The organism is Mesorhizobium sp. M0029 (genome assembly GCF_040323735.1).
Classification (GTDB): Bacteria; Pseudomonadota; Alphaproteobacteria; order Rhizobiales; family Rhizobiaceae; genus Mesorhizobium.
On record NZ_JAMYVF010000014.1, the window covers coordinates 25,909 to 48,820 of the forward strand.

Below are 22,912 nucleotides of genomic sequence, written 5' to 3' on the forward strand. Positions count from 1 at the left end.
TGAATGACGAGGAAACTGGAATATCTGCACGAGATCGAGCGCTGCGTCTCCTGGCTCGCAGCCTGGACGATCCACCACGCCAACCACGTCCGCGAGGGCGATGAGATCAAGGTCGGGGGGCATCAGGCCTCGTCCGCGTCGCTGAGTACCATCATGACCGCGCTCTACGGTTCGGTCCTGCGCCCGCAGGATCGGGTGGCGGTCAAACCCCATGCGGCGCCGATCTTCCATGCACTTCAGTATCTGGCGGGCAACCAGACCCACGAAAAGCTCATGAACTTCCGCGGCTACAAGGGCGCGCAGAGCTACCCTTCGCGGACGAAGGATGTCGACGATGTCGACTTCTCGACCGGGTCGGTGGGTCTCGGCGTTGCTCAGACGCTGTTCTCGTCGCTGGTGCAGGACTACGTCTCGGGTCACGGCTGGATGAAGGAGCGTGCCGAGGGCCGAATGGTCAGCCTGATCGGCGACGCCGAGATGGATGAGGGCAACATCTACGAGGCCCTGATCGAAGGCTGGAAGCACGGGCTCAGGAACTGCTGGTGGGTGGTCGACTACAATCGCCAGTCGCTCGACGCCGTGATCCGGGAGGGCCTCTGGCAGCGTTTCGAGCAGATTTTTCGCAACTTCGGCTGGGACGTGATGGTCCTGCGCCACGGGGCTCTGCAAGAGGCTGCCTTTGCCGAGCCGGGGGGCGAGAAGCTGCTCGAGTGGATAGAGCGCTGTCCGAACCAGCTCTATTCGGCGCTGACCTTCCAAGGGGGTGCTGCCTGGCGCAAGCGGCTGCTCGACGAGATCGGAGACCAAGGGCCGGTCACCACTCTGATCGAACGCCGCTCCGACGACGAGTTGCAGGCGTTGATGACGAACCTTGGCGGGCATGACATGCCGAGCCTCCTCGAAGCCTTCGAGGCGGCGTCCAGGCATGACCGTCCCGTCTGCTTCATCTGTTACACCATCAAGGGCTACGGTCTGCCGCTTGCCGGACACAAGGACAACCACGCGGGGCAGATGACGCCCACGCAGATGGAAGACTACCGCCTGCAAATGGGCGTAAAGCGGGGTGAGGAGTGGAACAAATGGGCGGCCGCCACCTTGCCGGAAGCGGAACTTGACGCCTTCTTCGCAAAGGCGCCGTTCTTCAGTGAGGGGCGTAGGAGGCTGTCTGCGCCGTCGGTGCCGGTGCCTGAAACCCTTCCGTCACCGGGGCAGCCCGGCAAGCCGCTCTCGACCCAGATGGGGTTCGGCCAGATCCTGAACGACATCGCACGCGAGCGCAGTCTGCTTGCCGACCGCATTGTCACCACCTCGCCCGATGTGACGGTCTCGACCAATCTCGGTGGCTGGGTCAACCGGCGCGGCCTTTTCGCCCGGGAGACCATGGCGGACACCTTCAAGGCCGAACGCATTCCGTCGACCTTTACCTGGGAATTTGGGCCGAAGGGGCAGCACCTCGAGCTCGGGATCGCCGAGTCGAACCTGATGATCATGCTCGGGGCGCTCGGTCTCTCGCACTCGATCAATGGCGTGCGCCTGCTGCCGATCGGGACAGTCTATGATCCCTTCATCTACCGATCGGCCGACCAGCTAAACTACGCCTGCTATCAGGATGCGCGCTTCATGCTGGTCGCAACGCCCTCGGGCGTGACGCTAGCGCCCGAGGGCGGAGCACACCAGTCGATCGGCACCCCATTGATCGGCATGGCGCAGGATGGGCTTTGCGCCTTCGAACCGGCCTTCGTCGACGAACTGTCCGTGATCATGCGCTTTGCCTTCGATTACATGCAACGTAATGGCGAGGGGGATCCGGATGAGACGACGTGGCTGCGTGATCAGACCGGAGGATCGGTCTATCTTCGCCTGTCAACCCGGCCGCTCGAGCAGCCGCCGCGCGACATGAACCCGGCGCTCGCGCGGGACATCGTCAATGGCGCCTATTGGCTGCGTCCGCCTGGGCCCAACGCGAGTGTCGTCATTGCTTATCAAGGCGTCGTCGCGCCGGAGGCGATTGCCGCGACGGGTCTTCTGGCGGAGGACCGGCGCGATGTCGGGCTGCTCGCGATCACCTCCGCGGACCGGCTTAATGCGGGCTGGCAGGCGGCGGAACGTGCCCGGCAGCGTGGCGCGATTGGCGCCCTGAGTCATATCGAGCGGCTGCTCGCGCCGCTATCGCGTGACTGCGGCATCGTCACCGTGATCGACGGCCACCCGGCGACGCTCGCGTGGCTCGGTGGGGTTAACGGGCATCGCGTGAAGGCGCTCGGGGTCGAGCAGTTCGGCCAGACGGGGACTATTGCGGACCTATACCGTCACCACGGCCTGGACACCAACGCCATCGTACATGCGGCGCAGGCGGTCAGTGCGGGACCGGCTGTTCGCTACCGGAAGGCGCTGCCTTGACCATGAGCGACCGGATGCTCCGTGGCTGGTACGGATCGGCTGTTTCCACGGGCGTTCCGGTTCGCTTCAAAGCGGACAGGGCCGGGACACTGTGGACGTTCTGATCGCGCTTGAGTAGCTTGTGCGACCCCAGGGTCACCTGGGAATACGCAGGGAGGCGGCTTTTATTCAGCCTTGCGTCCAATTACGAATTCGATCCAATCCAGTCCGGAGCAAAAGCTCCGCGTCCTCCCGATTTTCGGCTTCGACGTAGCACCGCATTTCCGGGGCATTTCCGGATGGACGCAAATGCAAGACACGCTTATCCGCGAGAGTGATACGAAGTCCGTCAACATCGCTAACCTTGCTTACCACTCCAATCGACCCGACGAAGGCGGCGATGTTAGTTTCCGCTGAACGAAGGTATGTCATGAGGCGAGTGCTGCTTTCGACGGAAAAATTTTCCAAGCGATCCGCCGCCGCCGCCGGCAATTGAAAGGAACTGCCAATCTCCGACAGTGGCTGCCCACTTGTACTGACAAGGGAAAGTGCCGCCAGGATGGGGAGAAAACTGTCGCGTGTAGGTAGCGCTGGCAGTTTAGTTCCGTTCGGGTCAAAGTCCGTGCCGGTCAACAAACCACCGTTTGCTTCGAAACCAACCACGCGCTCGTGACCCGACGCAACCAAATCGAGCATGGCAGCAATAACAAATGGCGATCCAACCTTGGTACGCACGACTTTAAAAGAACCTGCGGTCTCGATACCAGAGTTTGATGTGACCGGCGTGACGACTGCCTTCGCTTGCAGGAAGTTCGCCGTAATCAGGCCTAACAAATCACCGCGAAGGGGGTCTCCATGGTCGTCAGCTACCAGTGGGCGGTCACCATCGCCATCTGCCGAGACGACCGCATCAAGCCGATGCTCTTTGGCCCAGAGCTTGAACTGTTGAGCAGTCTCGTCAGAGACCGCTTCAGTGTCGACAGGAATGAAAACTTCCGAACGTCCCAGGGTTACGACCGTCGCACAGTGATATGAGAGAATGTCAACCAAGAGATCGCGCGCGACTGTGCTGTGCTGATATACGCCCACCGTTAAGCCCTTTAGAGCATTAATCTCCATAAGCTTTCGATTGCGCGCCATGAACAAGGCCTTGCATTCGGCCTCCCGGTGCTGCCGACGTGCAACAGCACCTTCAAGGACGTATCCGCGCTTCTCCAGCTGCAAGGCGATGCGCGTTATCTCCCGCTCATCATCCTTGTCGATCTCACCGTCGGGTCGATAGAATTTTATTCCATTACGGTCGGCCGGAATGTGCGAGCCTGTGATCATCAAACAACCACTCTTACGCGCTTGAGCATACAGTGCCAGGGCAGGGGTGGGGACTGCGCCGCAATCGACTACGATGAAGCCGAGCGCGGACAGTGCCGCCGCACAGACGGCGGCGATGGCCGGACTCGAGGCGCGAAAGTCGCGCCCTATGAGTATCTCGTCGCCAATTCTGGCCAGGCCGGATTCCAGCAGGAATGTCGCGAATGCCGTTGCATATAGGGCAGAGGCGGCTCCTGCCAATTCTGTCGCCAGGCCCCGTAATCCACTTGTTCCGAATTTCATACCAAATCCGACGTTGCTAACCGGGTTTTGAAGGTAACATGCTCAAACTTTGGCTCGTCCGGAATGCCCATCGACAGATCCCTCGGACGAGAACAAGAAGTACATTCGGTTACCGTAGACGCGTTCGGTTATCGACGGTTACCCTTGTGAGGATTGACGCAGTCGGCGTCGGCGTGGGCAGCGCACCGTGACCTTCACGGCGACGAGGTTGGAGCGGATGGGGTCCGGGTCCGGCGGGGCTCCTCGCGGCTGGCTCACATGAGCGCTATCGCCATCGAGTGATTGTCTCAGTCTACATTAGCTCTGGGTCCCGAAAGCGCGTACAGGCCTGAGACGCAGCAAATCCTCTTATCTACCGCCGTTCGGTGTAGCTCCCGTTTAGAAATGCATGATAGACACTCTCGATGCCTTCCATGAGAGTGATCTTTGCCGCCCATCCCAAAGTGCGCAGCTTGTCGACGCTCATCAGCTTTCGCGGTGTACCGTCAGGTCTAGAGTGATCATGCGCGATCTCCCCAGTAAATCCGACTACACGGCAGATCATTCTAGTCAGCTCTAGGATCGTGATGTCCTGTCCGCAGCCGAGATTGACGTGATCATGGTCAGAGTAGTTCTTCAGAAGGAAGACTAATGCGTCGGCGCAGTCGTCGACGTGCATGAATTCCCGACGTGGTGTGCCCGTGCCCCAGATGGTGATTTGCTTATCACTTATGAGCTTAGCTTCATGCGCTTTCCGGATCAGCGCTGGGATGACGTGGCTTGACTGCAAGTCATAATTGTCGCCTGGCCCGTAGAGATTCGTCGGCATAGCGGAGATGTAGTCGCGGCCGTATTGCTGGCGATAGGCTTGAGCCATTTTGATGCCGGTGATCTTGGCGACGGCGTAGCATTCGTTGGTGCGCTCTAGTGGCCCGGTCAAAAGCGCGCTTTCAGGAATGGGCTGTGGTGCCATCTTCGGATAGATGCAAGACGAGCCGAGGAAGAGGACGCGGTCGACATTGTTTTCGTGGGCTGCCGCGAAGATATTGGCCTCGATCATCAGATTGTCGTAAAGAAAGTCGACCGGATAGGTGGCGTTCGCGAGAATACCACCTACCTTTGCCGCCGCCATAATGATAGCGTCCGGTTTCATCACTGCCACGAAGTTTTCAACCTCGGTCTGTCGCTTGAGGTCTAGCTCTCCCCGAGGGGCGGCCACAACTTTGCAGTCTTCAGACGCGAGTCGGCGTACAACAGCGCTGCCCACCATACCTTTGTGGCCAGCGACCCACACGGTTTTTCCGTTCAGATCATACATTACGCTTCCTTCATGACTACAGATGTCTGCATGACCTTCAGGTCTTCGCGCACCATTTCCGCAGCAAGCTCGCGCACGGATGTCTCATGCACCCAGCCGAGCTTCTCCTTCGCCTTGGTAGCGTCACCCAGGAGAAGATCGACTTCCGTGGGGCGGAAGTAGCGTGGGTCCACTTGGACTAGGCATCTGCCGCTCGCTACATCATAGCCCTTTTCGCCGACACCCTTGCCACGCCATTCGATCTCGACGCCGATATCTTCGAAAGCCCACTCGACGAATTGGCGGACAGGAGTCGTTTTGCCCGTAGCCAGCACGTAATCATCCGGTTGATCCTGCTGTATCATCATCCACATACCTCGCACGTACTCACGCGCATGGCCCCAATCGCGTTGAGCATCGAGATTGCCGAGATAAAGCTTGTCCTGCTTGCCCAGATAGATAGCAGCGGCAGCGCGGCTGATCTTGCGCGTCACAAAAGTTTCGCCACGAAGGGGGCTTTCGTGATTAAAAAGAATGCCGTTGGAAGCGTGCATACCATAGCCCTCGCGATAATTGACGACCATCCAGTAGGCGTAGAGCTTGGCGGCGGCGTAAGGGCTGCGCGGATAAAAGGGCGTCGTTTCGTTCTGCGGTACGGACTGCACGAGGCCGTATAGCTCCGAAGTCGAGGCTTGATAGAAGCGGGTCTTGTCCGTCAGACCGAGGAGGCGAATCGCCTCAAGAAGTCGCAATGTACCGATACCGTCCGCGTTTGCTGTGTATTCAGGTGTTTCGAACGACACCTGCACATGGCTCTGAGCAGCCAAGTTGTAAATTTCGTCTGGCTGAGATTCCTGAACCACGCGGATGAGGTTAGTCGAATCAGTGAGGTCACCGTAATGCAAGATCAGGCGCGGATCGGATTCGTGCGGGTCTTGGTAGAGGTCTTCGATACGACCCGTGTTGAAGGAAGAGGAACGTCGCTTAATCCCATGAACGATGTAGCCTTTTTTGAGAAGAAGACGGGCAAGATAGGCACCATCCTGTCCAGTTATGCCCGTAATAAGAGCAACTTTTCTGCTATCGCCCATTCTATTCCTGCTCTATCTAAAGTTTAAAGTTTCGGCTCCGGCTCGCCACGCCGACACAATGTGCGGCCCGCCCCGTGCCCTATGGAGCACTTCGACAGATGCGGCGCGAAGCTCGTCATTGACAGTCTGCCAGCCGAGCACACCTGCTCTTGCTTGGAGTCACAGCAAAATAGAGTTGCGCCGCTAACTGGGATTCGTACATGCGGTTAGAGTGCCGATCAGCTCACGCCGCGAGCGACTGTACTCCGAGCACCTTGCAGCTGATTTGCTCATCTATCAGCGAGTGAGGACGCCCTTCTTTCTTGCTTCAGCGTCTTCTAATGGGAATTGTTTGGATCAGTGAAATCGATTGTTTGGATAAAGTGCATCCACAGAATGGATGGTCTGACCGAGCAGCCGGGGCGCATCGCCGGCCCGGAGTCGTAGGTCCCGAGCTTCCGTTCGGGGCGAGGACAAAGTTCGTGGCCGCGAGCCCTCACCACAGCATCCGGCACAGGTCGTGCAGAACTTTGGGAGCAGACTGCAGATTCTGTCGATCAGCTGGTTCCAGGCGCGTCGAGCCGTCGACCTCATCTCGCCCGGTACCGGTTGCTGTATGCAGCCTTGCACCTTGGCGTACGGCGTCGACGGAATGATTTGCTTCGGCAGGCAGTGTCGCAGCGTTTCCCGGCTGTTTCGGCTCTATTGGCCGGGCCCGCGTCAGCCGAGCCCTTCATCATGGCATCCAACACATGGATGGCCGGCATCCACTCAATAGATTTTACATATGCCGCGGAAGCCCAGTAGAGAAGGCTGAACCGGAAGCGAGGGCATCGGCTTCAAGCTGTGCGAGCGTCACGGGATTAGTGGGCAGTGCTGAGTGAGCTCTTCTGCCCTATGGCCCGGCCTCTGCCAAGCGCCCGGCGTCAGAGTCTACGTGTCGACTAAGGATACCAAACCGGGCAACCTCCTCTCTGAACGAGATTTCCGAAAATGCATGTTAGTGGATTGGAAAAGCGCCGGTTCGTCGTCTCTCGGAGGCGTACGGGGTTCGGTGATTGTCTGTGGTCATTGGCGGCCGCTTGGCGCTACGCGCAGCGGTCGGGACGAACTCTAGTCATCGACTGGCGGGGGGCCTGCTACCTCGACCAACCCTTCACAAATGCGTTTCCGGTGTTCTTCCAGCCGATCAATGACATCGCTGGCGTGCCGGCTATTTCCGACGACCGGATCAACGACGTTTCCTTCCCTGGTCCATTCTTCCCGGAGTGGTGGAACAGGCCGGCGATCGAGTGCCTTTACCGGCCAGATGAGCAGATTTTCCAAGAGCGCGATGAGTTGGGCGAGCTCTTTCAGGCCGAACACGATGTCGAAGCGAACACAGTAGTGTGTGACGCTTGTCTGATGTGGCGGTGCGATGAGGATGCAGAGCGGCAGGTGTTCCAGAGTGTCCAGCCTCGGCCAGAAATTCAAGCCCGCATAGATGCCATTTATCAGGAATGTTTTGAGGGGCACAGCATCATCGGGATTCATGTTCGGCACGGTAACGGTGAAGACATCATGGAGCATGCGCCCTACTGGGCCGATCCGGAGCTCGCCGTTCGGCAAGTGTGCGCTGCAATTGACAAGGCTAAGGCGTTACCGCACCCCAGGCCTGTGCGGCTGTTCTTATGCACGGACAGCGCGCGGATACTGGATCTTCTGTCGGCCAGGTTTCCCGATCTGCTCACTGTCCCGAAGCACTTCGGATCCAATCAAGGTGGCCCTTTACACACTGCAGCACTCGGGATTGACGGCGGAATTTCCGCCCTCGTTGAGATGTATCTTCTCGGGCGCTGCGATACCGTAATTCGGTTTCCCCCGACGAGCGCCTTTACACGATATGCACGCCTTTTCGCACCACGGGTAATTGAATTCGATCTGAAAGAGCCAAGTCGTTTGACTTTGATAGAAGGCAGCCAAGTCTCTGATCTCAGTTAAGACCCGCCACCTGCGCAATTCGGCAGACGCAACCAACAGGCATAGTTGAATGCGCATTTCTCACCGACGCCAGTGGAGGCGTCGTACATTACCGATACCGTCGTCATCTGACGCCGCCTGCAACGTGCCAGAACTTCGCTGTTACGCGGGGGCCGCAGACAAGCCAGAGCGACGGCGACCGTGACGCTGACGTCGAAAGAACGCGGGCGATCACTCCAGAGACGAAATTGAGGTTGGTTATGAAAGTCATTCCCGTGATCATCAGCGGCGGAGCCGGATCGCGGCTATGGCCCGCCTCAAGGCAATCGCACCCCAAACCTTTCCTCAAAATGGCGGATGGATATTCTCTCATTCAGCACACTGTGCTGCGCGCCGCTTCGATAGAAGGTGTCGTGGAACTCGTCGCTGTGACATCCGGGGACCACCTCTTCCTGACCAAGGACGAATTTGACGAACTGGATTCCGTGGTCCTGCCACGCACCTTTCTGCTCGAGCCCGAAGGCCGGGATACGGCCGCCGCCGTGGCTGCAGCCGCGATCCATGCGAGGGCAACGCAAGGCCCTGACGCGATCCTGTGCGTCTTCCCGGCCGATCACCTGATTGGCAACCTGCCTGCGTTTCTAGACGTCATGGGCCTAGCCATGAAACATGCGAAGCTCGGGCGGATCGCCACATTGGGCATCACCCCAACCAGACCGGACACAGCATTCGGCTACATCGAAGCAGATGGTGAGAACGTCGTCCGTTTCGTCGAAAAACCGGATCTGGAGACAGCCAAAGCCTATGTCGCGTCCGAATGCTTCTTCTGGAACGCCGGCATCTTCTGCTTCAGTGCGCAAACCATGCTCGACGAGATGGTTTTGCATTGTCCCGAGGTGCTCCAGGCCGTCGCCGACAGCTACGAGAACGGCCGCGCCAGTCAATGCCAAGGCTTTGCCAAAATCGAACTCGCGCCTGAGCATTTCGGTTCCGCGCCGCGAATCTCGCTCGACCACGCTATCATGGAGAAGACTAACAGACTTGCCGTGGTTCCCTGCGACATGGATTGGAACGACATCGGATCCTGGAACGCAATGGCCGATTTGATCGCCCCCGACGAAAGCGGGAACAGGATACGCGGCGATGTGCATATGGTCGACACGACCGGCACCTATGTGAGCTCCGACAAGCGCGTCATCGGCACGGTGGGCGTAAGCGATCTGGTGATCGTGGATTCCCCGGACGCTTTGCTTGTCACATCCCGCGACCGCGTTCAGGACGTTAAGAAGCTCTTCGAGGGCCTCAAGGCTTCGGGACATGAAGCTCATCTGGTCCATAGCACGGTACACCGGCCCTGGGGTACCTATACGGTTCTGGAGGAAGGCGAGCGCTTCAAGATCAAACGCATCGAGGTAAAGCCCGGTCGCCAGTTGAGCCTGCAGATGCACTATCATCGTTCGGAGCACTGGGTCGTGGTCAGCGGCTCCGCCAAAATCGTCAATGGCGAGCAGGAGTTGTTCCTGGGGACAAACGAATCTACTTACATCCCCTGCGGCCATAAGCATCGGCTCGAGAACCCAGGCAGAATTGACCTGGTTATCATTGAAGTGCAGAGCGGCGATTATCTCGCCGAGGATGATATCGTTCGCTTCGACGACGAATATGGTCGAACGTAGATAACAGTACAAAAAACGTTAAACGGCGAGCCGTCGCTCAAGGATCTCTGTCGTGGGTTCTGGGCCTGACATTGGCAAGCAGCGGGCCGAGCGTGTCATAGTATCCGCCCCGCACTCTCATCAGGCACTCGATCGTGGTCGAAAACATCGGTGAGCGCTTGACAGCTCGCCGTCCGCGGGAACGAAGACTTCAGATATTTCTTAGGCGGACCCGTTGCTCAGCTGTCCAACGGCACAGCCGTATTTCAGCCTGTAGGCGGCAATGAAATCCTCATCGCTGCAGATGCAGCGGCCGCTGGAATCTTTGGCTTTCGGATCATGGAGGTAAGAACCAAGGGGGCGCAGTAGATTCACGCGAGTGCTGGTCGTCGGACTCATCGGAAAACCCGCACTAGACCAGGTCTGCGGCAAGCATGATCCCGGCAATCGCTGATTGAAAGGCCATCGGAACCACGGTTCGAAGGAGACGACTTCCATCGCTAAGCTGGAACACCAGGCCGCCGCAGATAACCTGCTGATAAAAGGAACGGAGGGGCTGGCCAACAAACGCGGCGAGCGGCTCAAACGGGCCATCGCCGTAGCCACCCGAGCTACGAACTCATTGGGGACTCCGGTATTGGTCTGCAGGAGCGTTTTTACCTCCTCGTGTGCTTCCGGCATTCCGAGTTCCTCCGCGACCAATTGGTGTTCGTCCTTGGATTTCCCGGTCGGCATGTACATGCAGCAAAGGCAAGCCTGGCCGTCATCGAAACCATGCCGCGAGATGCCTAGATCTTGCTCCTGAGTCCAGGCGTTCGCGATCCATCTGGGCAGAGCACCTTGGACAGCTAGACGGTCGGCGGCGGTGTCAAGCGCCACACCCACTCGGTCGAATACCCGGTCGCCCCGGCGCGCAACATATTCTGCCCACTTCATAGGGTGCGCCTCGACCTCAAGGGCGGTGGACCGAAGGGCGTGGGTTGCTAGGGGCCGCCTTAGAGAGGCCGACCTCCGCCTGACCTGCCAACACGTAGCGCTGCAGGTTTGAGAGTTCGATAGCTTCGTGATCAACTACATGCAGGCGCCCGGACAGACCGGATTGCCTCGCCAGCGCCCAGAGCGAGCTATGGCCCATCGCGCCGAGCCCAACGAGGTGCGTTTCACCGAGGTCGACAGGGAAGTCTAAGGGGATGGAATCGCCGGCGTTGCTCTTGTTGTAGGTATATAAACAGAGGTCGATGTTCTCGTCCAGCTCCGCGCCGGTCAGCTGGGAAGCAAAGACGGTTCGAAAGACGTTGGCGGCGGCAAAGCAGCTTGCGGCGCCGGCTCCATACGCCAGGCAATTCGCGGAGGTTGAGAATGGCGCGATCGGCGAAGCTGTCGCCGATCGCGAAATTGAAGCTCAGGATCTGTCGGTCCTCGTCGAGTTCCAGTTGTTGGTAGGTCGCCTCGGCTCGCCCCGCGATCATATAAAAGTCGCTCTGGCGAAATTGCTCGACGGCTTCCGACTCGTTCTGAAGCCATACCACCTCCTGATTGGAAATCGGCGGATAGACGGTCTCCAGAATGGTAAGCTTAGATTTGGTGCTGGTCGCGCTGATAGCCCAGGCCTATTTCCTTTGTGGACGCGCCGCAGAAACGTCCTTGATCGATTGCAGACATAATGTCATCCGCGATGCTTTGACAGGTGCGTGAAATCTTAGTCTGCGAATGCGTACGCATTCCAGCACGCGACGAGGAAATCGGCCACTCGGCGCGCCCGTACGGTGTCACTGTGTGCAATGGCGACAAGGCGTTCCAGCGCCTCAATCACGTTGGTGATACTGACCGTGCCGCCTTCAGTCAATTTGTCCCTCCTGAAAATCCGGCGGGCGCAACGCAAACAAGTCGATCACCACACTCCTCGCGGGTGCGACAGGAGTGGCGCTGGCTGTCTCATGGCAATTCCGAGACACACACGCCCAGCATGGCGCTTGAGGTCGTGGCCGCCTGCGCGCGCGATGGATCGACCATATGTTCCCCACGCAGCCCTGATTGGCATTGGCATGGCGATCGTTCCTCGGAGGCTGCTCGCTGCATCCTCCCAGCATAACGCGCGCAGAAACTCCTCGTGGGTCAAGCTGCTAGGGCAAACTCTCACCGTTGAGAAAGGGGCCGCACGAACGCCGGGAGGTCCTTCGCCCGCCGGATAGAGAATGCCGCCACCCCAATTAAGGATGACGCACGCCTTCGCGCGCTTCCACTTCTCGACGAACTGCGATGCGCCGGCGATAGAAGGTGCCCCGAGCCCGCCACATTTTCGGTGGTCGATGCCACTAGCTTATGAGAACCTATTTTTATCATAAGCTTGTGGGAGCCGCCAATGGGGGTGCTTTTTTCTCGTCGAACCGTCCTTGCGGCGATCGACGTTCTGGAATCGGTTTCGAGCCAGGCCGAAACCAGCGCACTGTTCATCGAATTCGGACCGGACATATATCGGCATCTTCGTAGCGACGGCTTCAGCGTCAAAAAACGCATGAATGACCTCAAGGCGTTTGTGGATGCGAACCCCGAGCAGCCGGTTGACGGTGGTCTGCTGGAAAATGTTTTGGTTGAACTGGCTGTCCAGCACATGCCGTCCGAGGAGCCGGAATACCCTTGGTCTGAGCCTGTCACTCTTCACCCGGTGTATGTGCCGCTCAAGCATGCCTTAGCGCAGGACGACTACGCAGTTGTGGCAGGCAAGCTGTGCCGCACGTTGCCAGAGGATATAGGCATGCCACAGGTTCAGTCCGAGATGACGGTGCTGCTCGACCGACATGGTTTCACTACCGCGCAGGGACATCTAGACCAGGCGCTCGACGCTCACGCGCGAGGCCAATGGGCCAGCGCCAATGGGCAGCTTCGCAATTTTCTCGATTCGGTGCTCGACGGGATGTCGGAGAAGATCGATTCATCTGCAGCGGGACTCGCTAGCGGCCAGCCACGACGGACCAAGCTCGCAGCCGCAGGTTTTCTGAGCATACCGCTTAACGAATGGACAATGACGGCCGAGGGTTCCTCAATGGCCTTTTCAAGCGGCTGGCTCCGGCGGGGTCGCATCCGGGGCTTTCGGAACCCGACGACAGCACATTTCGGCTACACGTCGTGCTCTTGACCGCCGCCCTCCTGCTTCGACGATTTGACGCGTGGGGTAAGCCATGAACCAGCTCGTCGGGTTTTCTGCTCTTCTGCTCCATCAGTTCCCGTGGTCGACGCCGCCGGCGAGCGCGCCCGCTGGCGGTTTCTGTAATTCTTCACCGCGCATATCCGCAATCCGAACACCCGCCGCGCTTACAGCAGGGATGTCGGCCAGTTCCTCGAGTGGTGCCAGGCGCAGGGCGTGCGCGACATTCCTGACGGACCGCAAAGCGCCCAATCTAAGCCGCTCCGGATCGAATCCGCTGATCTCGAAACCTGCCGTAAGTTCATAATTAGCATGGCCGCATATTTTGGCTGCGGCACGTATGTGTTTGAGCAGCTTTTTGCTCGTCGCCTCTCTCGAACTTAGCAACGGGAGAATTTTCACCCCAACGTACTTCCCGCGTGAGTCGCGTGCGCCACTAGCAAGACCGCTTTTTAAATAGGTCGTCAAAAATGCGATCGGCACCCCATGCCTGGGCGGATGTGAAGGCAAGCAAGCGTTCATCCTCAGGGTTAAGCGGTTGCTCTCCTGGCTTATAGCCGAGATCGTGCTCTGCTTCGGACCATGCGTGCTGAAAAAGGGTCTTGATCTGCAACTCAAAGACATCCGGGACGAGTGCCTTGTCCTCAGCAGCGCCATACAGGTCGCTCGGCATTAGGAGGATGTGGTGCCTACCAAAGTATCCAAACTCCCATTGGTGCTGAGGAACGACGTGTTTCGATTCGATTGGTCGAAACTCCCGAAGGATGACCTCTTCGATCACCGGAACGTCGCTCGAATAGAAGGCAACTATCCTCGCGCCGATCTGATCTTGAATCTGGTTGAGCGGATCATCGTATTTCAGCTTATCACCGTCCGCCTTCTCCGCCTTGCTCATGAAGCGATCGATTGACTTTGGACGTGCGGTCACGCGGTCAACGCGAGGGGTGCCCGCAATGATTTCGGTCAGATTGCCGATCAACGCTGTCGCTACCGGTGTCAGCGCTTTGGTGTACCGGTTCGTATAGTCAGTTCGAAGGTCCGTCATTTTGACCTCGCTATCTTCTCGGTCACGACAGAACCTATAGTGGAGTACTTGTATTCTCCGTCAACTTCAGCGTGGACCGGCTCCTTCGTGAAGACCTCATCAAAGTCGGCCGACGGCGCGGTAAGCACCGCTCCGGAGCTCAGCTCCACGGTGCGGTACGGCACCTGCTCAGTGAAGACAGGAGCGTCGAAAACGAAATTCTCAGCCTGGATTGTCGGATCCTTTATCTCGGCGAGGATTGCGTTGCGGGTGGGCTCAGAGAAGTGGAAGTGGTCAAGAAAGCCGTTCACGCTCGTGGTCTGTCCCTGCATACCTGGGCCGAGAGTGACCGCCGACGCGATCTCACTTTTGACGGTTACGTCCTTGGCTTTGCTGACCGCTGCTTTGAGCGCGAGCGCAAGCCGGCGCGTTCCGCGGGTAGGGGTCGTGCGAAGGGCGGAATCGAGGAAATCGTTGATCCAGTATTGAGAGACCTCACGCTCTCGACTCTCGATCTGTTTGTCGATGGCGCGGCCCGTCCAGAAGCCATTGGTCAGCGAAGTATGCTGGTAGACGACCGCTTTGTATGAGTAAGCGTTTCTCATAAAGACGCGCTCAAGAAAGGCGAGTGTCAGGGTTGCCGCTTCTGTCTCCGCCAACACTGCACTGTGAGCTGGGAAGCGCGACACCACGATCTTACGGTTTTGGCCGTCCTGACCCGCTACGAGAAACAGCAGTCCCAGGCCTGACCGTTTGGTGGTGTGCTGCGCCAGCCGCTCGGCCAATAGACGGCCGGTGTCGATCGTCCCGTTGGTGAGGTGATTGATCAGAAGCGCTCGGCATGGGTTCCTCTGGGTGCCGTCTGCTCCCAGGCTGAACGCAATGTCGATTGTATACTCGTTGTCTGAGCGCAGATATACCTCTTCCAACAGGTCGAAGAGCTTACCCTGTAGTGGAACAACAGAGCCATTGATAGCGTCGATCTCGTCGGCACCTTTGCCAGGATAGACAAGGTATGTATAAATGCTTTGAATGGGCACGCTATTCCCCCTGAAGTAAGTGCAGAAAAATCGAAAAATCGCCCCTTCGCTGCGGCTTGCTCCGCCACGTAGAAGCTTCTAGCACGAAATGTATCTCAAGCATTCGCTTGAAGATTGTCAAACGGCAGGCGCTAGAATGCGCTGCCGAAAGGAAACTGACCTCGCCACGATGCGATCTCCGTCAACGGGAATCTCTCATCGGGCCATTCTCAGCCTTCGCTATACGGGACAGAAGGCCGGCTATCGCTGATGAGCGATAACGACATCTGCCGGTTCGCTACCGTCCCAAACGCTGCGGGCGGCAATGCGCCTCAATGTCGGTCGCAGAGTTCAGTTTTGCGGTTGCCCAAAGCAGATGAGGTGGATGGCTCCCGCTCCCGGCATCTGAGTGCCACAGTGGGTTTGCTGTCAGGCAACCCGAGCAAAGGAGCCATCCGCCATGCAGATTACCACCGTGGGCCTCGATCTGGCCAAGCGCATTTTTCAAGTTCACGCCGTCGACGCGTCTGGAGATGTTGTTGTGCGCAAGGCACTGCGCCGATCGCAAGTTCTGCCGTTCTTCGTCAAGCTACCGCGCTGCCTGATCGGGATCGAGGCCTGCGGGACGTCACATCACTGGGCTCGAGAACTGACGGAGCTCGGCCATGAGGTCCGCTTGATGCCGCCGAGCTACGTGAAGCCTTATGTGAAGCGCGGCAAGAATGATGCGGTGGACGCGGAAGCGATCTGCGAAGCGGTGACACGCCCGACCATGCGCTTCGTGGCGATGAAGTCGGCCGAGCAACAGGCGGCCCTGTCGCTTCACCGCACACGCAATCTTCTGGTCAAGCAGCGCACGCAACTCGTGAACATGATCCGCGGCTTGTTGGCTGAGTTCGGCATCGACATTCCCCAAGGTTTGGAGCGGGCGCTCAGGCTGGCGCACCAGATCGCCGCGAAGGAAGCGACGCCGGAAGTGCCGGCAATGGCAACGCAGGTTCTCGGTCTCCTGTGCGGGCAGGTGCTCGACACCCATGTTCGTCTCCAGGCGATCGACCGTTCGATCAGTGCCCTCCAACGAACCGACGACGTCGCACGACGCTTGTCGACGATCCCCGGTATCGGTCCGGTAGGGGCTACAGCGTTGGCGGCCTCGGTTGCCGATCCGGGTCAGTTCCGCTCGGGTCGAGAGTTCGCCGCCTGGCTTGGGCTGACACCTTCGCAAAACTCGAGCGGCGGCAAGGATCGGCTCGGCCGCATCACCAAGATGGGCGACCGGTATCTGAGAAAGCTCCTGGTGGTCGGCGCTACATCGTTGATTCGTCGGGCGAGATACAAACCGGAGACAGCGGATCCGCGCCTCCTCGCGTTGCTCGCCAGGAAGCCAGCGCGCGTGGCAAGCCTAGCCATGGCAAACAAGATGGCCCGCGTGGTGTGGGCGATCATGGCGCGCGGCGAAACCTATCAAGCTCGCCATGCCGCGAGCCTTGCGGCGTAAGGTTCGAAGAGGATGAAATTTTAAGGGCAGAGAACAGTTCGAGCCGATCGATCGGCTCCATGAGGTTGTGAGAGCGACGCGATGTGATGGCGAGACCGGTCAGGCCGGGAACAGGGACAACCCGTCGAATGTCCGAGGCATCATAGCCTGATAAGCAGATTGGGACCCAGTTCGCCGACCCCATCAGGGCCAGCAGTCTCGAATGGCTGCATCAACAGGCCGGACAGAAGACTGCACCCGACCAACGCGCCATAATGTCGAATTACCTCTTGCATCGCGGGAGCCATCCACAGAAGACAATCCCGCGATCGCTGGGGTCGCGGCTGCGCCAGAAGCGAAACACTGGCGAACTATGCACCCGAGCGGCGCCTATTCCCTTCCCAGCGCTTATTGTTTGGCAGGACTGCGGACCGAGCGGATCGGGTGGCTGACGTAGATAGGCGTCATATTCGGAATGCCGACGGCGATTAAGGCAGGGAGTAGTCGCGGGCCTTTTCTATGCAATCGGCGAAGAGCCCTGGTTGGCGTTCAGCCAGGTCGAAATATCCCTCCAGCAGTTGCCCAGGAGTCGTCCTCAGAGACTCGGGCGCAACGGCGACTCTCTCCAGCAGGGGAACGAGGGGCGACCCCGTTAAGGATTTGATTGTTCGGCCATCAAGCGCCAACCGAACATGAGTGGGAACTAAAGCGAACAGGATCAGCGTGTGAACCTGTCGGACAAACACGGCATTGGCGAACGCTTCCAAAGCATCGGACCTGTCGAATTCCCGCAGTGAGTGGTGGTTGGGATGCAAACTGGTCCAACGGTGCCACCAGCGGCTTTCCCGCGGAAATCCTGCAGTGGCGAATGTCCCCAGCGGGTTAGCCTCGGTCTTGCGTCGTGATGGATAGGCCACCGCTTCTGGAGCGCGTGTGCGCCTGGCCCCAACCATTTTCGCGCGAATAAAAAGCCGCGACGTTTCCGCGTGTATCTCGTCGCCTCTAGCATCAAACTCTCGGCGGTGTCCTCCCCATTTCAAATACTCGGACAGGCGATATCCGGCGACTTTGTCGTCGATGATAACTTCGTCGGCTTCAGGCACAAAAATGCACGATACCGCTTCGTCGGCGCATGCGCAGCAAGCGTGATAGCCGGGATATTCTGCAAGAAAACTTTTTGTCGTTCGAGCGATGCCTTCGATCAGATCTTGCGGCGCCGATAGTGCGGAAGCCGTCATAGAGGCGATGAAACCCCCACCATAGATGGTGTCGGCGTCGGCTTGAAGGATCAAGAACTCATTGTTGGGAATACTAAGTTCAGCGGCGAAGGTCTCCGCCATCGACACTCCCAGGTGACGCGGCGGCACGTAGCCGCGCTCGAGCGTCTGCCCCAACAGCACTGTTCCCACATTGGCATTCTTGATGTGATCCATCACATCAAGAGTGCCGTCAGTCGAGCCGTTGTCGACCAGGATCAACACTGTATCGGGAGGAGTGGCACCCCTGCTGAAACCGAGCGAAATGCAGGTCTCAAGAAGCGAGGCCGCTTCATTCAGGCAGGGAACAACGACGGCTGTGTACACGGAAGCCTCGTGAAGAGAGAACGTTGGCCAAGCGCTGTTGGAACCGGTGCGATCGCTTTAGCACCTGCGTTGCCATGTGGAGCGACGCCCGACAATGCGCGGAACAAGGGACATGGCTGATGAGGGCGCGGCCTGCTGTGTAATGTGAGACCGATGTCAACGAGAAATTCCCCACGTGACGCCGCATAGAGATTTGCTCCGACCAATCGTCCAGGTGCATTTCACCGACACGCCGCGCTATGCGGGCACAGCATCGCGGATAGCCAAGCCACTGTCCCAGCCAGACCGTGTGATCACCGACGGTCTGGTCGATGGCGAGAAGCCGCCGAACGAGCACAGAACGTTTTGAGAAGACGACAAAATTATCCCGATCGCGGCAAAAATAGAGCCCTTTGAGCCTCGCCCATCGTCCGATCTCAGCATCGCGGACCTCGCCCTGCACTTCGGTCCGAAACGCGGGTCGCACATTCAGCGTCACTTGGTACAGATCCACCATTGATGACGGCTTTAGCCAGTTTGGTCGCATCATCACGCCGCGCGTCGCCAGACCATAAGAAGCTGCGTCGCCCCCGGTCGCGCGTCTTCTTTGAACCCAGCTTCCTCCGCTGCCCGTCGCGAGGCAAGATTTGACTTGCGCATGTGGGCATAGATCACGTCGTATCGGCTCGCCTCGCATGCCTTGCGGTAAGCAACTCTACCGATCCGCCGACCCTGACTTGGTTTATTGAGATAGATCTGAATAGACGCGTGGCGGCCCACCGGAGGCTCATCGATGACATTGATGAAGACAACGCCTGCCCGTCTGCCATTAGTTTCAATTTTCCAGGCCTCACCGCCGGGCCCGCCGCCACGTTCAGCTGTCCCTTTGGTGGGCGTGAGGACGACAAGATCAGGTTGAACAAACTCGAGGCTCGGTTTTGCCCGCACGGCTTTGGGTTTCGGCGTTGGGTGCTTAGGGCTGCGGCGAGGCGCTGCTGTTGGGGAAGGCTTAGCGCTCATAGATCCGCTCCAACGCCGGCACAATTCGAGCTGTGGCCTCTTGCCAATATTCGGCCGGGAAAAACCCTGGTGAATAGGCGACCACGATATCGACAAGCTGCGAGCCAAGACCGGACCAGTTAAGGGCGGCGGTCATGTCGTCAATCTTTCCCAAGATATGGTCCAAAGCTGGATCGAAGGGCTTCTCACGGCTCTTCCAATCTGTATCCCCGTCATAGCGATTGTTAAAGAAATCCATATCGATATGAAGGACCGTTGGCTGGGCTGGTAGGTCTTCGAGCCAATCATCGATGTCGGGGGTCGAACGATACAGCCCAGGGCCGGTCTGCCTTGAAGTTGGCGTCAAATGTACTGCGGGCCGGAATTGGCTTGGATCCAGCAAATCGTCAGCCTGTCTGGTCAGTCCAATTGCGAAATCTTGGGTCTTGGTGACCTTTGGCGGTTGACACAGCTGGCGTACCTCAGCCTTCGGAAAACCGTGTAGAAAAGGCGTTAGAAAACTACCCATCCCGATGGCTCCGCTTTCTATGGCCGCGCGCACAGACGCGGGATTGCCAAGATCGCAAAACTCCCCGGTGATGGCGTCTTTCCACCTCCCGTTTTCCTCGAATAGGCGAGGACTCGCCAGATCCCGGTGGTCGTCTACGTGTAGGATTAGCACATGCTCGTCTGCACGGACGCCGGCGGCATCCACCCATTCACTCCAGCTTTGAAGGGTCCAGGAATCATATAAAACGCTCAGCACGTGTCGCTTACGGGTGCGGGCCAGGGCCATCGTCGGTAGGGTGACGTTGCCATTCCACCATGCCAACCCCTCTTGCAGCCGTGGATCGACATGCCTTTCGAGACCATCCGGCCAGGATAGGTTCAAATGCCATCCTGCCGCTCCCAGAATGGCATCTGCATCCTTGTCACAGAAATAGTCGCGAAGAACCGCGTGTCGCCTGGACTTGGATGCCGGCAGGCGATCGACCGGGAGCATCAATGTTCTCACGCCGCTTCTAGCACCGACTCCGAGGCTTTCTTGAGGACTTCGGTCAAAGAGCGGCCTGTCTTGGTAAGCGGGCAGCTCAAAAGCGTCGCAAAGGCCTCTGCAAGGTGCTCGTCGGTGTCCCTGATCTGGTTGACCGCGCGATTGTGCAGGCGCGACGGCCCATTGTGCCGCACGAACTGCCAAAATCGGCGCAGTTCCACAAACACAAAGACTGCATGCAGCAGTCCGGAAGGTGGCCGCAAATCTTCCCGCCAGGGAGAAACCACGCGCATGTCGGTCGGTTCGACTGTGGGCGAGATGCGTTCGAGCAGGTATAGCTTCTGGTGGCGATGCTCGTGAATCAAGGAATCGGCCAGATCATAGGGATCAATCAACCGCTCGCCTTGCCATACAGACACATAAAGCGCCCCAGGTACGGTGTTGTCACTGAAAGACACGATCTTCTCAGGGTGGGCCAACGGGTCGCGAACGAATTGCACGGCGCGACAGGCCATGCGTATCTCGTTTGCCAAAGCTGGGCGCCACGTTTCGATAATCCGCAACGCCTCCTCGACGACCGACCGTGCCTGCGTAGCAAAAGCCTCTGATTCGAAATAGATGGCATCGCCGAACGGTTTGCGCAGCCAAAAATCCTCGCTGGCGACGGCCAAGGACGTCATGTCGCCTTCGGACCGGCCTAGCAAGTCGTCAAGGTAAGCCGGGTCGGCCGACAACGGTTGTCCGTCGACCGTATGCACCAGCCGCCCCAAATTCTGCGAGGCAAGCGTCCTTTGCCAGGCAACCGCTCCTGGCTGCTGGCAAAGCTCGGCCATTCGCTCCGGCTCGGTTTCGCCGAGATCGGCGACCTTTTGAAATTCTTCGGCAGGCAAAAAGCTGGCGGCTTCCAGAAACTCACTTCTCAGAGCATTGCGCGCTGCTTCGCACAGGAGTTCCATCTCCGCACCGCCAAGCTCGGCCGCTTCGTAGTGTTCAAACCGGAAGGTGTCCGGTAGCGTCTCGACCGGTCGCGCTCCGCCCTCCAACAGACCTTGGAGTCGCCCCTTGATATGGGCGACAAGTGCGGTCATTTCCCCGCAATAGACGGTTGGGTTGTCGAAGCCGTTCGCGCCGTAGCGGTGAGGTAGCGAGCCGCCACCGCAAATGTCGACGATCGCACATTCTTGACAAGTCACGCTGAGACCCGGCTTGCTGAGCAACTGTCTGTGCACGGCCAAGTGATCGGATGAAGCAATTGATGAAATCTCAGTGTCAGCAACGGTCCCGCCGATTTTCGTCGCACCGTCCTTCGTAACCTTCAACACATCCAGGTCGTGGTAACTGCCATCGGTCTCGATGCCGATGAGGCTTACGTCGCCAAGGCCAAAAGCGTCGGTGGTGGACGGCAGACCCGCGACCGCGTCAAGCAGCGCCTCGAACGTTCGCACGGACAGGTGCGGGTAGCGATCAAGCCAGACATCAAAGGCATGGCAAAGCCAGGCTTCATACAAATCAGGTCGTTCGCTGCGGCCAACCGGCTGACGCAAATGGTGTGCATCCGGCAACAGAAAATCCAGCTTGGGAACCGCATGCGAGGCGAAAAACGCAAGCAGGTCGTCCGCGGGCGTTGTTGGATCAACGACGGCGATGACGCCTGCAAAGATCTTGGGATGGCTTTTGAGACGCACCAGCGCATCTTGGACCCGCTCGAAACTTGAACGGCCCCTCTTTGAATTCCGATGCTTGTCGTTGGCGTATTTCGGCCCATCTAGGCTGAGCGAAATGCTGATATCGGCGGCCTCAAACGCTTCAAGTGCCGCTTCGGTCAATAAGAGGCCGTTTGTCTGCAGCCCGATATCGACCGCAGATGGGGTCGCGGCACGGATCTGGCCCGCGAAGGCTACGATTGTCTCGACGCCGGCTAGCAAAGGCTCGCCGCCGTGGAAGATGACCGTGCAGCGCTTGATCGATTCTTCAGCCAAGTAAGTCGCAAGCCTTTCTACAAAAGCGCTACGATCGCCAGCCGAAAGCAGCTTCGGCATCGAGCGCCAAGACTGATCCGCATGGTGGTATACGTAGCAATAGTCGCAGTCGAGGTTGCAGCGCGAGGCGACCTTAACCAGGAACGAGGTAATCCGGGGTGGCGCCTCGCTAACTGTCATGACCGGCTATGGCGATGATGCATCCTGTCATAGCTTGTGATGACGTCGCTTGGTTCAGCCTGGGACAAGACGCGCCCCTGCAGTCGTTGCAGGGCGGGGTTGGCCAGACGGCCCTTCAAAAGCGCCGTACGTACGTCACGATTCGGCACGGCTGAAGGGGTGGACGCCTGTTGCTGATTTGGATTTGGCATTTGTAGCTCCAGATTTTTGACCACCCGATTATAGCATGCGAAAGCACATACGCTACTAGATTTCAATTTGGCTTCTGGGGCCCATTGGTTCGAATCCGCGAGCCAAGAAATGTATTGAAATCGACCCTCTCAATAAAAAATCCAATAATGTTGGCGATCTAGCGGGGCAGGATGACCGATAGCGTCCTAGGCGAGCGCTTTCGTTGGGATTGTCCTGTAAATTGTGTCAAAAAATCATCGCTAGTTTCTTTTTGGCTATCGACATACATATCCGGCGATAACCTCGTAAAAGATAAACCTTGCTTCACATGCTGCGATCTTAGCTGGTCCGCTTAAGTTTTTTCCAATGCATTAGAGACATCGTCGAAATTTTTTGTACAACTCAAGTGTAT

At 58.2% G+C, this 22,912-nt stretch carries 21 protein-coding genes; 7 read left to right on the forward strand and 14 right to left on the reverse strand.

Annotated features, from left to right (window positions below):
• Positions 1-3: 3 nt before the first annotated feature.
• The gene (locus NKJ76_RS21885) at positions 4-2,400 is read left to right on the forward strand and encodes a transketolase (protein ID WP_023689386.1); all 2,397 of its coding nucleotides are present in this window, start codon (positions 4-6) and stop codon (positions 2,398-2,400) included.
• Between the two features lie 168 nt (positions 2,401-2,568).
• Here the strand turns inward: NKJ76_RS21885 and NKJ76_RS21890 are convergent, their stop codons facing one another.
• The 3 genes from NKJ76_RS21890 to gmd all read right to left on the reverse strand — a co-directional run bounded on the left by NKJ76_RS21890 (position 2,569) and on the right by gmd (position 6,357).
• The gene (locus tag NKJ76_RS21890) at positions 2,569-3,990 is read right to left on the reverse strand and encodes a phosphomannomutase (RefSeq protein ID WP_023689385.1); all 1,422 of its coding nucleotides are present in this window, start codon (positions 3,988-3,990) and stop codon (positions 2,569-2,571) included.
• 352 nt (positions 3,991-4,342) lie between these two features.
• Complete coding sequence (gene fcl / locus NKJ76_RS21895; RefSeq protein WP_023689384.1) at positions 4,343-5,287, reverse strand: GDP-L-fucose synthase; 945 nt, start codon at positions 5,285-5,287, stop codon at positions 4,343-4,345.
• Positions 5,287-6,357, reverse strand: coding sequence for a GDP-mannose 4,6-dehydratase (gene gmd, locus NKJ76_RS21900; RefSeq protein WP_023692482.1), 1,071 nt, complete (start codon positions 6,355-6,357; stop codon positions 5,287-5,289). The genes fcl and gmd overlap by 1 nt, the downstream gene beginning before the upstream one ends.
• Positions 6,358-7,329: 972 nt before the next feature.
• Between gmd and NKJ76_RS21905 the strand changes: the two genes are divergently transcribed.
• On the forward strand, positions 7,330-8,316 hold the full coding sequence (locus NKJ76_RS21905) for a nodulation protein NodZ (RefSeq protein WP_023711832.1): 987 nt from the start codon (positions 7,330-7,332) through the stop codon (positions 8,314-8,316).
• A 239-nt stretch (positions 8,317-8,555) separates the two neighbouring features.
• Complete coding sequence (locus NKJ76_RS21910) at positions 8,556-9,971, forward strand: mannose-1-phosphate guanylyltransferase/mannose-6-phosphate isomerase (protein WP_023689381.1); 1,416 nt, start codon at positions 8,556-8,558, stop codon at positions 9,969-9,971.
• A gap of 201 nt (positions 9,972-10,172) precedes the next feature.
• On the opposite strand, the gene NKJ76_RS21915 is transcribed toward NKJ76_RS21910, so the two are convergent.
• Together NKJ76_RS21915 and NKJ76_RS21920 are read right to left on the reverse strand one after the other, a co-directional pair.
• Positions 10,173-10,886, reverse strand: a complete 714-nt coding sequence (locus NKJ76_RS21915; protein ID WP_352538343.1) for a hypothetical protein — start codon at positions 10,884-10,886, stop codon at positions 10,173-10,175.
• A gap of 16 nt (positions 10,887-10,902) precedes the next feature.
• On the reverse strand, positions 10,903-11,289 hold the full coding sequence (locus NKJ76_RS21920; RefSeq protein WP_245262711.1) for a ThiF family adenylyltransferase: 387 nt from the start codon (positions 11,287-11,289) through the stop codon (positions 10,903-10,905).
• Between NKJ76_RS21920 and NKJ76_RS21925 the strand changes: the two genes are divergently transcribed.
• Complete coding sequence (locus NKJ76_RS21925; protein ID WP_023689379.1) at positions 11,189-11,614, forward strand: hypothetical protein; 426 nt, start codon at positions 11,189-11,191, stop codon at positions 11,612-11,614. The genes NKJ76_RS21920 and NKJ76_RS21925 overlap by 101 nt on opposite strands.
• A 35-nt stretch (positions 11,615-11,649) precedes the next feature.
• On the opposite strand, the gene NKJ76_RS21930 is transcribed toward NKJ76_RS21925, so the two are convergent.
• A complete protein-coding gene (locus NKJ76_RS21930) occupies positions 11,650-11,796 on the reverse strand; it encodes a DUF7673 family protein (RefSeq protein WP_023740436.1) in 147 nt (48 codons plus the stop codon).
• Between the two features lie 516 nt (positions 11,797-12,312).
• Here NKJ76_RS21930 and NKJ76_RS21935 point away from each other — a divergent pair.
• On the forward strand, positions 12,313-13,086 hold the full coding sequence (locus NKJ76_RS21935) for a hypothetical protein (RefSeq protein WP_352538344.1): 774 nt from the start codon (positions 12,313-12,315) through the stop codon (positions 13,084-13,086).
• 81 nt (positions 13,087-13,167) lie between these two features.
• On the opposite strand, the gene NKJ76_RS21940 is transcribed toward NKJ76_RS21935, so the two are convergent.
• From NKJ76_RS21940 to NKJ76_RS21950, 3 genes are read right to left on the reverse strand one after another with little or no spacing between them, the layout of a single operon-like run.
• Complete coding sequence (locus tag NKJ76_RS21940) at positions 13,168-13,497, reverse strand: hypothetical protein (RefSeq protein ID WP_156933879.1); 330 nt, start codon at positions 13,495-13,497, stop codon at positions 13,168-13,170.
• A gap of 34 nt (positions 13,498-13,531) precedes the next feature.
• Positions 13,532-14,140 (reverse strand): GTP pyrophosphokinase, encoded by a 609-nt coding sequence (locus tag NKJ76_RS21945; RefSeq protein WP_023689376.1) that lies wholly within the window; start codon positions 14,138-14,140, stop codon positions 13,532-13,534.
• Positions 14,137-15,159, reverse strand: coding sequence for a hypothetical protein (locus tag NKJ76_RS21950; RefSeq protein ID WP_352538345.1), 1,023 nt, complete (start codon positions 15,157-15,159; stop codon positions 14,137-14,139). The genes NKJ76_RS21945 and NKJ76_RS21950 overlap by 4 nt, the downstream gene beginning before the upstream one ends.
• Before the next feature lie 439 nt (positions 15,160-15,598).
• Between NKJ76_RS21950 and NKJ76_RS21955 the strand changes: the two genes are divergently transcribed.
• Complete coding sequence (locus NKJ76_RS21955) at positions 15,599-16,636, forward strand: IS110 family RNA-guided transposase (protein ID WP_023689374.1); 1,038 nt, start codon at positions 15,599-15,601, stop codon at positions 16,634-16,636.
• Between the two features lie 467 nt (positions 16,637-17,103).
• Here the strand turns inward: NKJ76_RS21955 and NKJ76_RS21960 are convergent, their stop codons facing one another.
• Positions 17,104-18,198, reverse strand: a complete 1,095-nt coding sequence (locus tag NKJ76_RS21960) for a glycosyltransferase family 2 protein (RefSeq protein ID WP_023729041.1) — start codon at positions 18,196-18,198, stop codon at positions 17,104-17,106.
• A 175-nt stretch (positions 18,199-18,373) separates the two neighbouring features.
• Between NKJ76_RS21960 and NKJ76_RS21965 the strand changes: the two genes are divergently transcribed.
• The gene (locus NKJ76_RS21965; RefSeq protein WP_156933880.1) at positions 18,374-18,547 is read left to right on the forward strand and encodes a hypothetical protein; all 174 of its coding nucleotides are present in this window, start codon (positions 18,374-18,376) and stop codon (positions 18,545-18,547) included.
• Between the two features lie 179 nt (positions 18,548-18,726).
• Here NKJ76_RS21965 and NKJ76_RS21970 read toward each other — a convergent pair whose 3' ends face one another.
• Genes NKJ76_RS21970 through yhhA form a run of 4 tightly spaced genes read right to left on the reverse strand, consistent with a single transcriptional unit; the run spans position 18,727 to position 22,520 of the window.
• Positions 18,727-19,197 (reverse strand): GNAT family N-acetyltransferase, encoded by a 471-nt coding sequence (locus NKJ76_RS21970; RefSeq protein ID WP_084566806.1) that lies wholly within the window; start codon positions 19,195-19,197, stop codon positions 18,727-18,729.
• Positions 19,187-20,179, reverse strand: coding sequence for a hypothetical protein (locus tag NKJ76_RS21975; RefSeq protein ID WP_031202937.1), 993 nt, complete (start codon positions 20,177-20,179; stop codon positions 19,187-19,189). Before NKJ76_RS21975 ends, NKJ76_RS21970 begins: the two co-directional genes overlap by 11 nt.
• Positions 20,180-20,187: 8 nt before the next feature.
• Positions 20,188-22,329 (reverse strand): cyclophane-forming radical SAM/SPASM peptide maturase YhhB, encoded by a 2,142-nt coding sequence (gene yhhB, locus NKJ76_RS21980; protein ID WP_031202935.1) that lies wholly within the window; start codon positions 22,327-22,329, stop codon positions 20,188-20,190.
• The gene (yhhA, locus tag NKJ76_RS21985) at positions 22,326-22,520 is read right to left on the reverse strand and encodes a YhhA family cyclophane-containing RiPP (RefSeq protein WP_352538346.1); all 195 of its coding nucleotides are present in this window, start codon (positions 22,518-22,520) and stop codon (positions 22,326-22,328) included. The genes yhhB and yhhA overlap by 4 nt, the downstream gene beginning before the upstream one ends.
• Positions 22,521-22,912 lie beyond the last annotated feature (392 nt).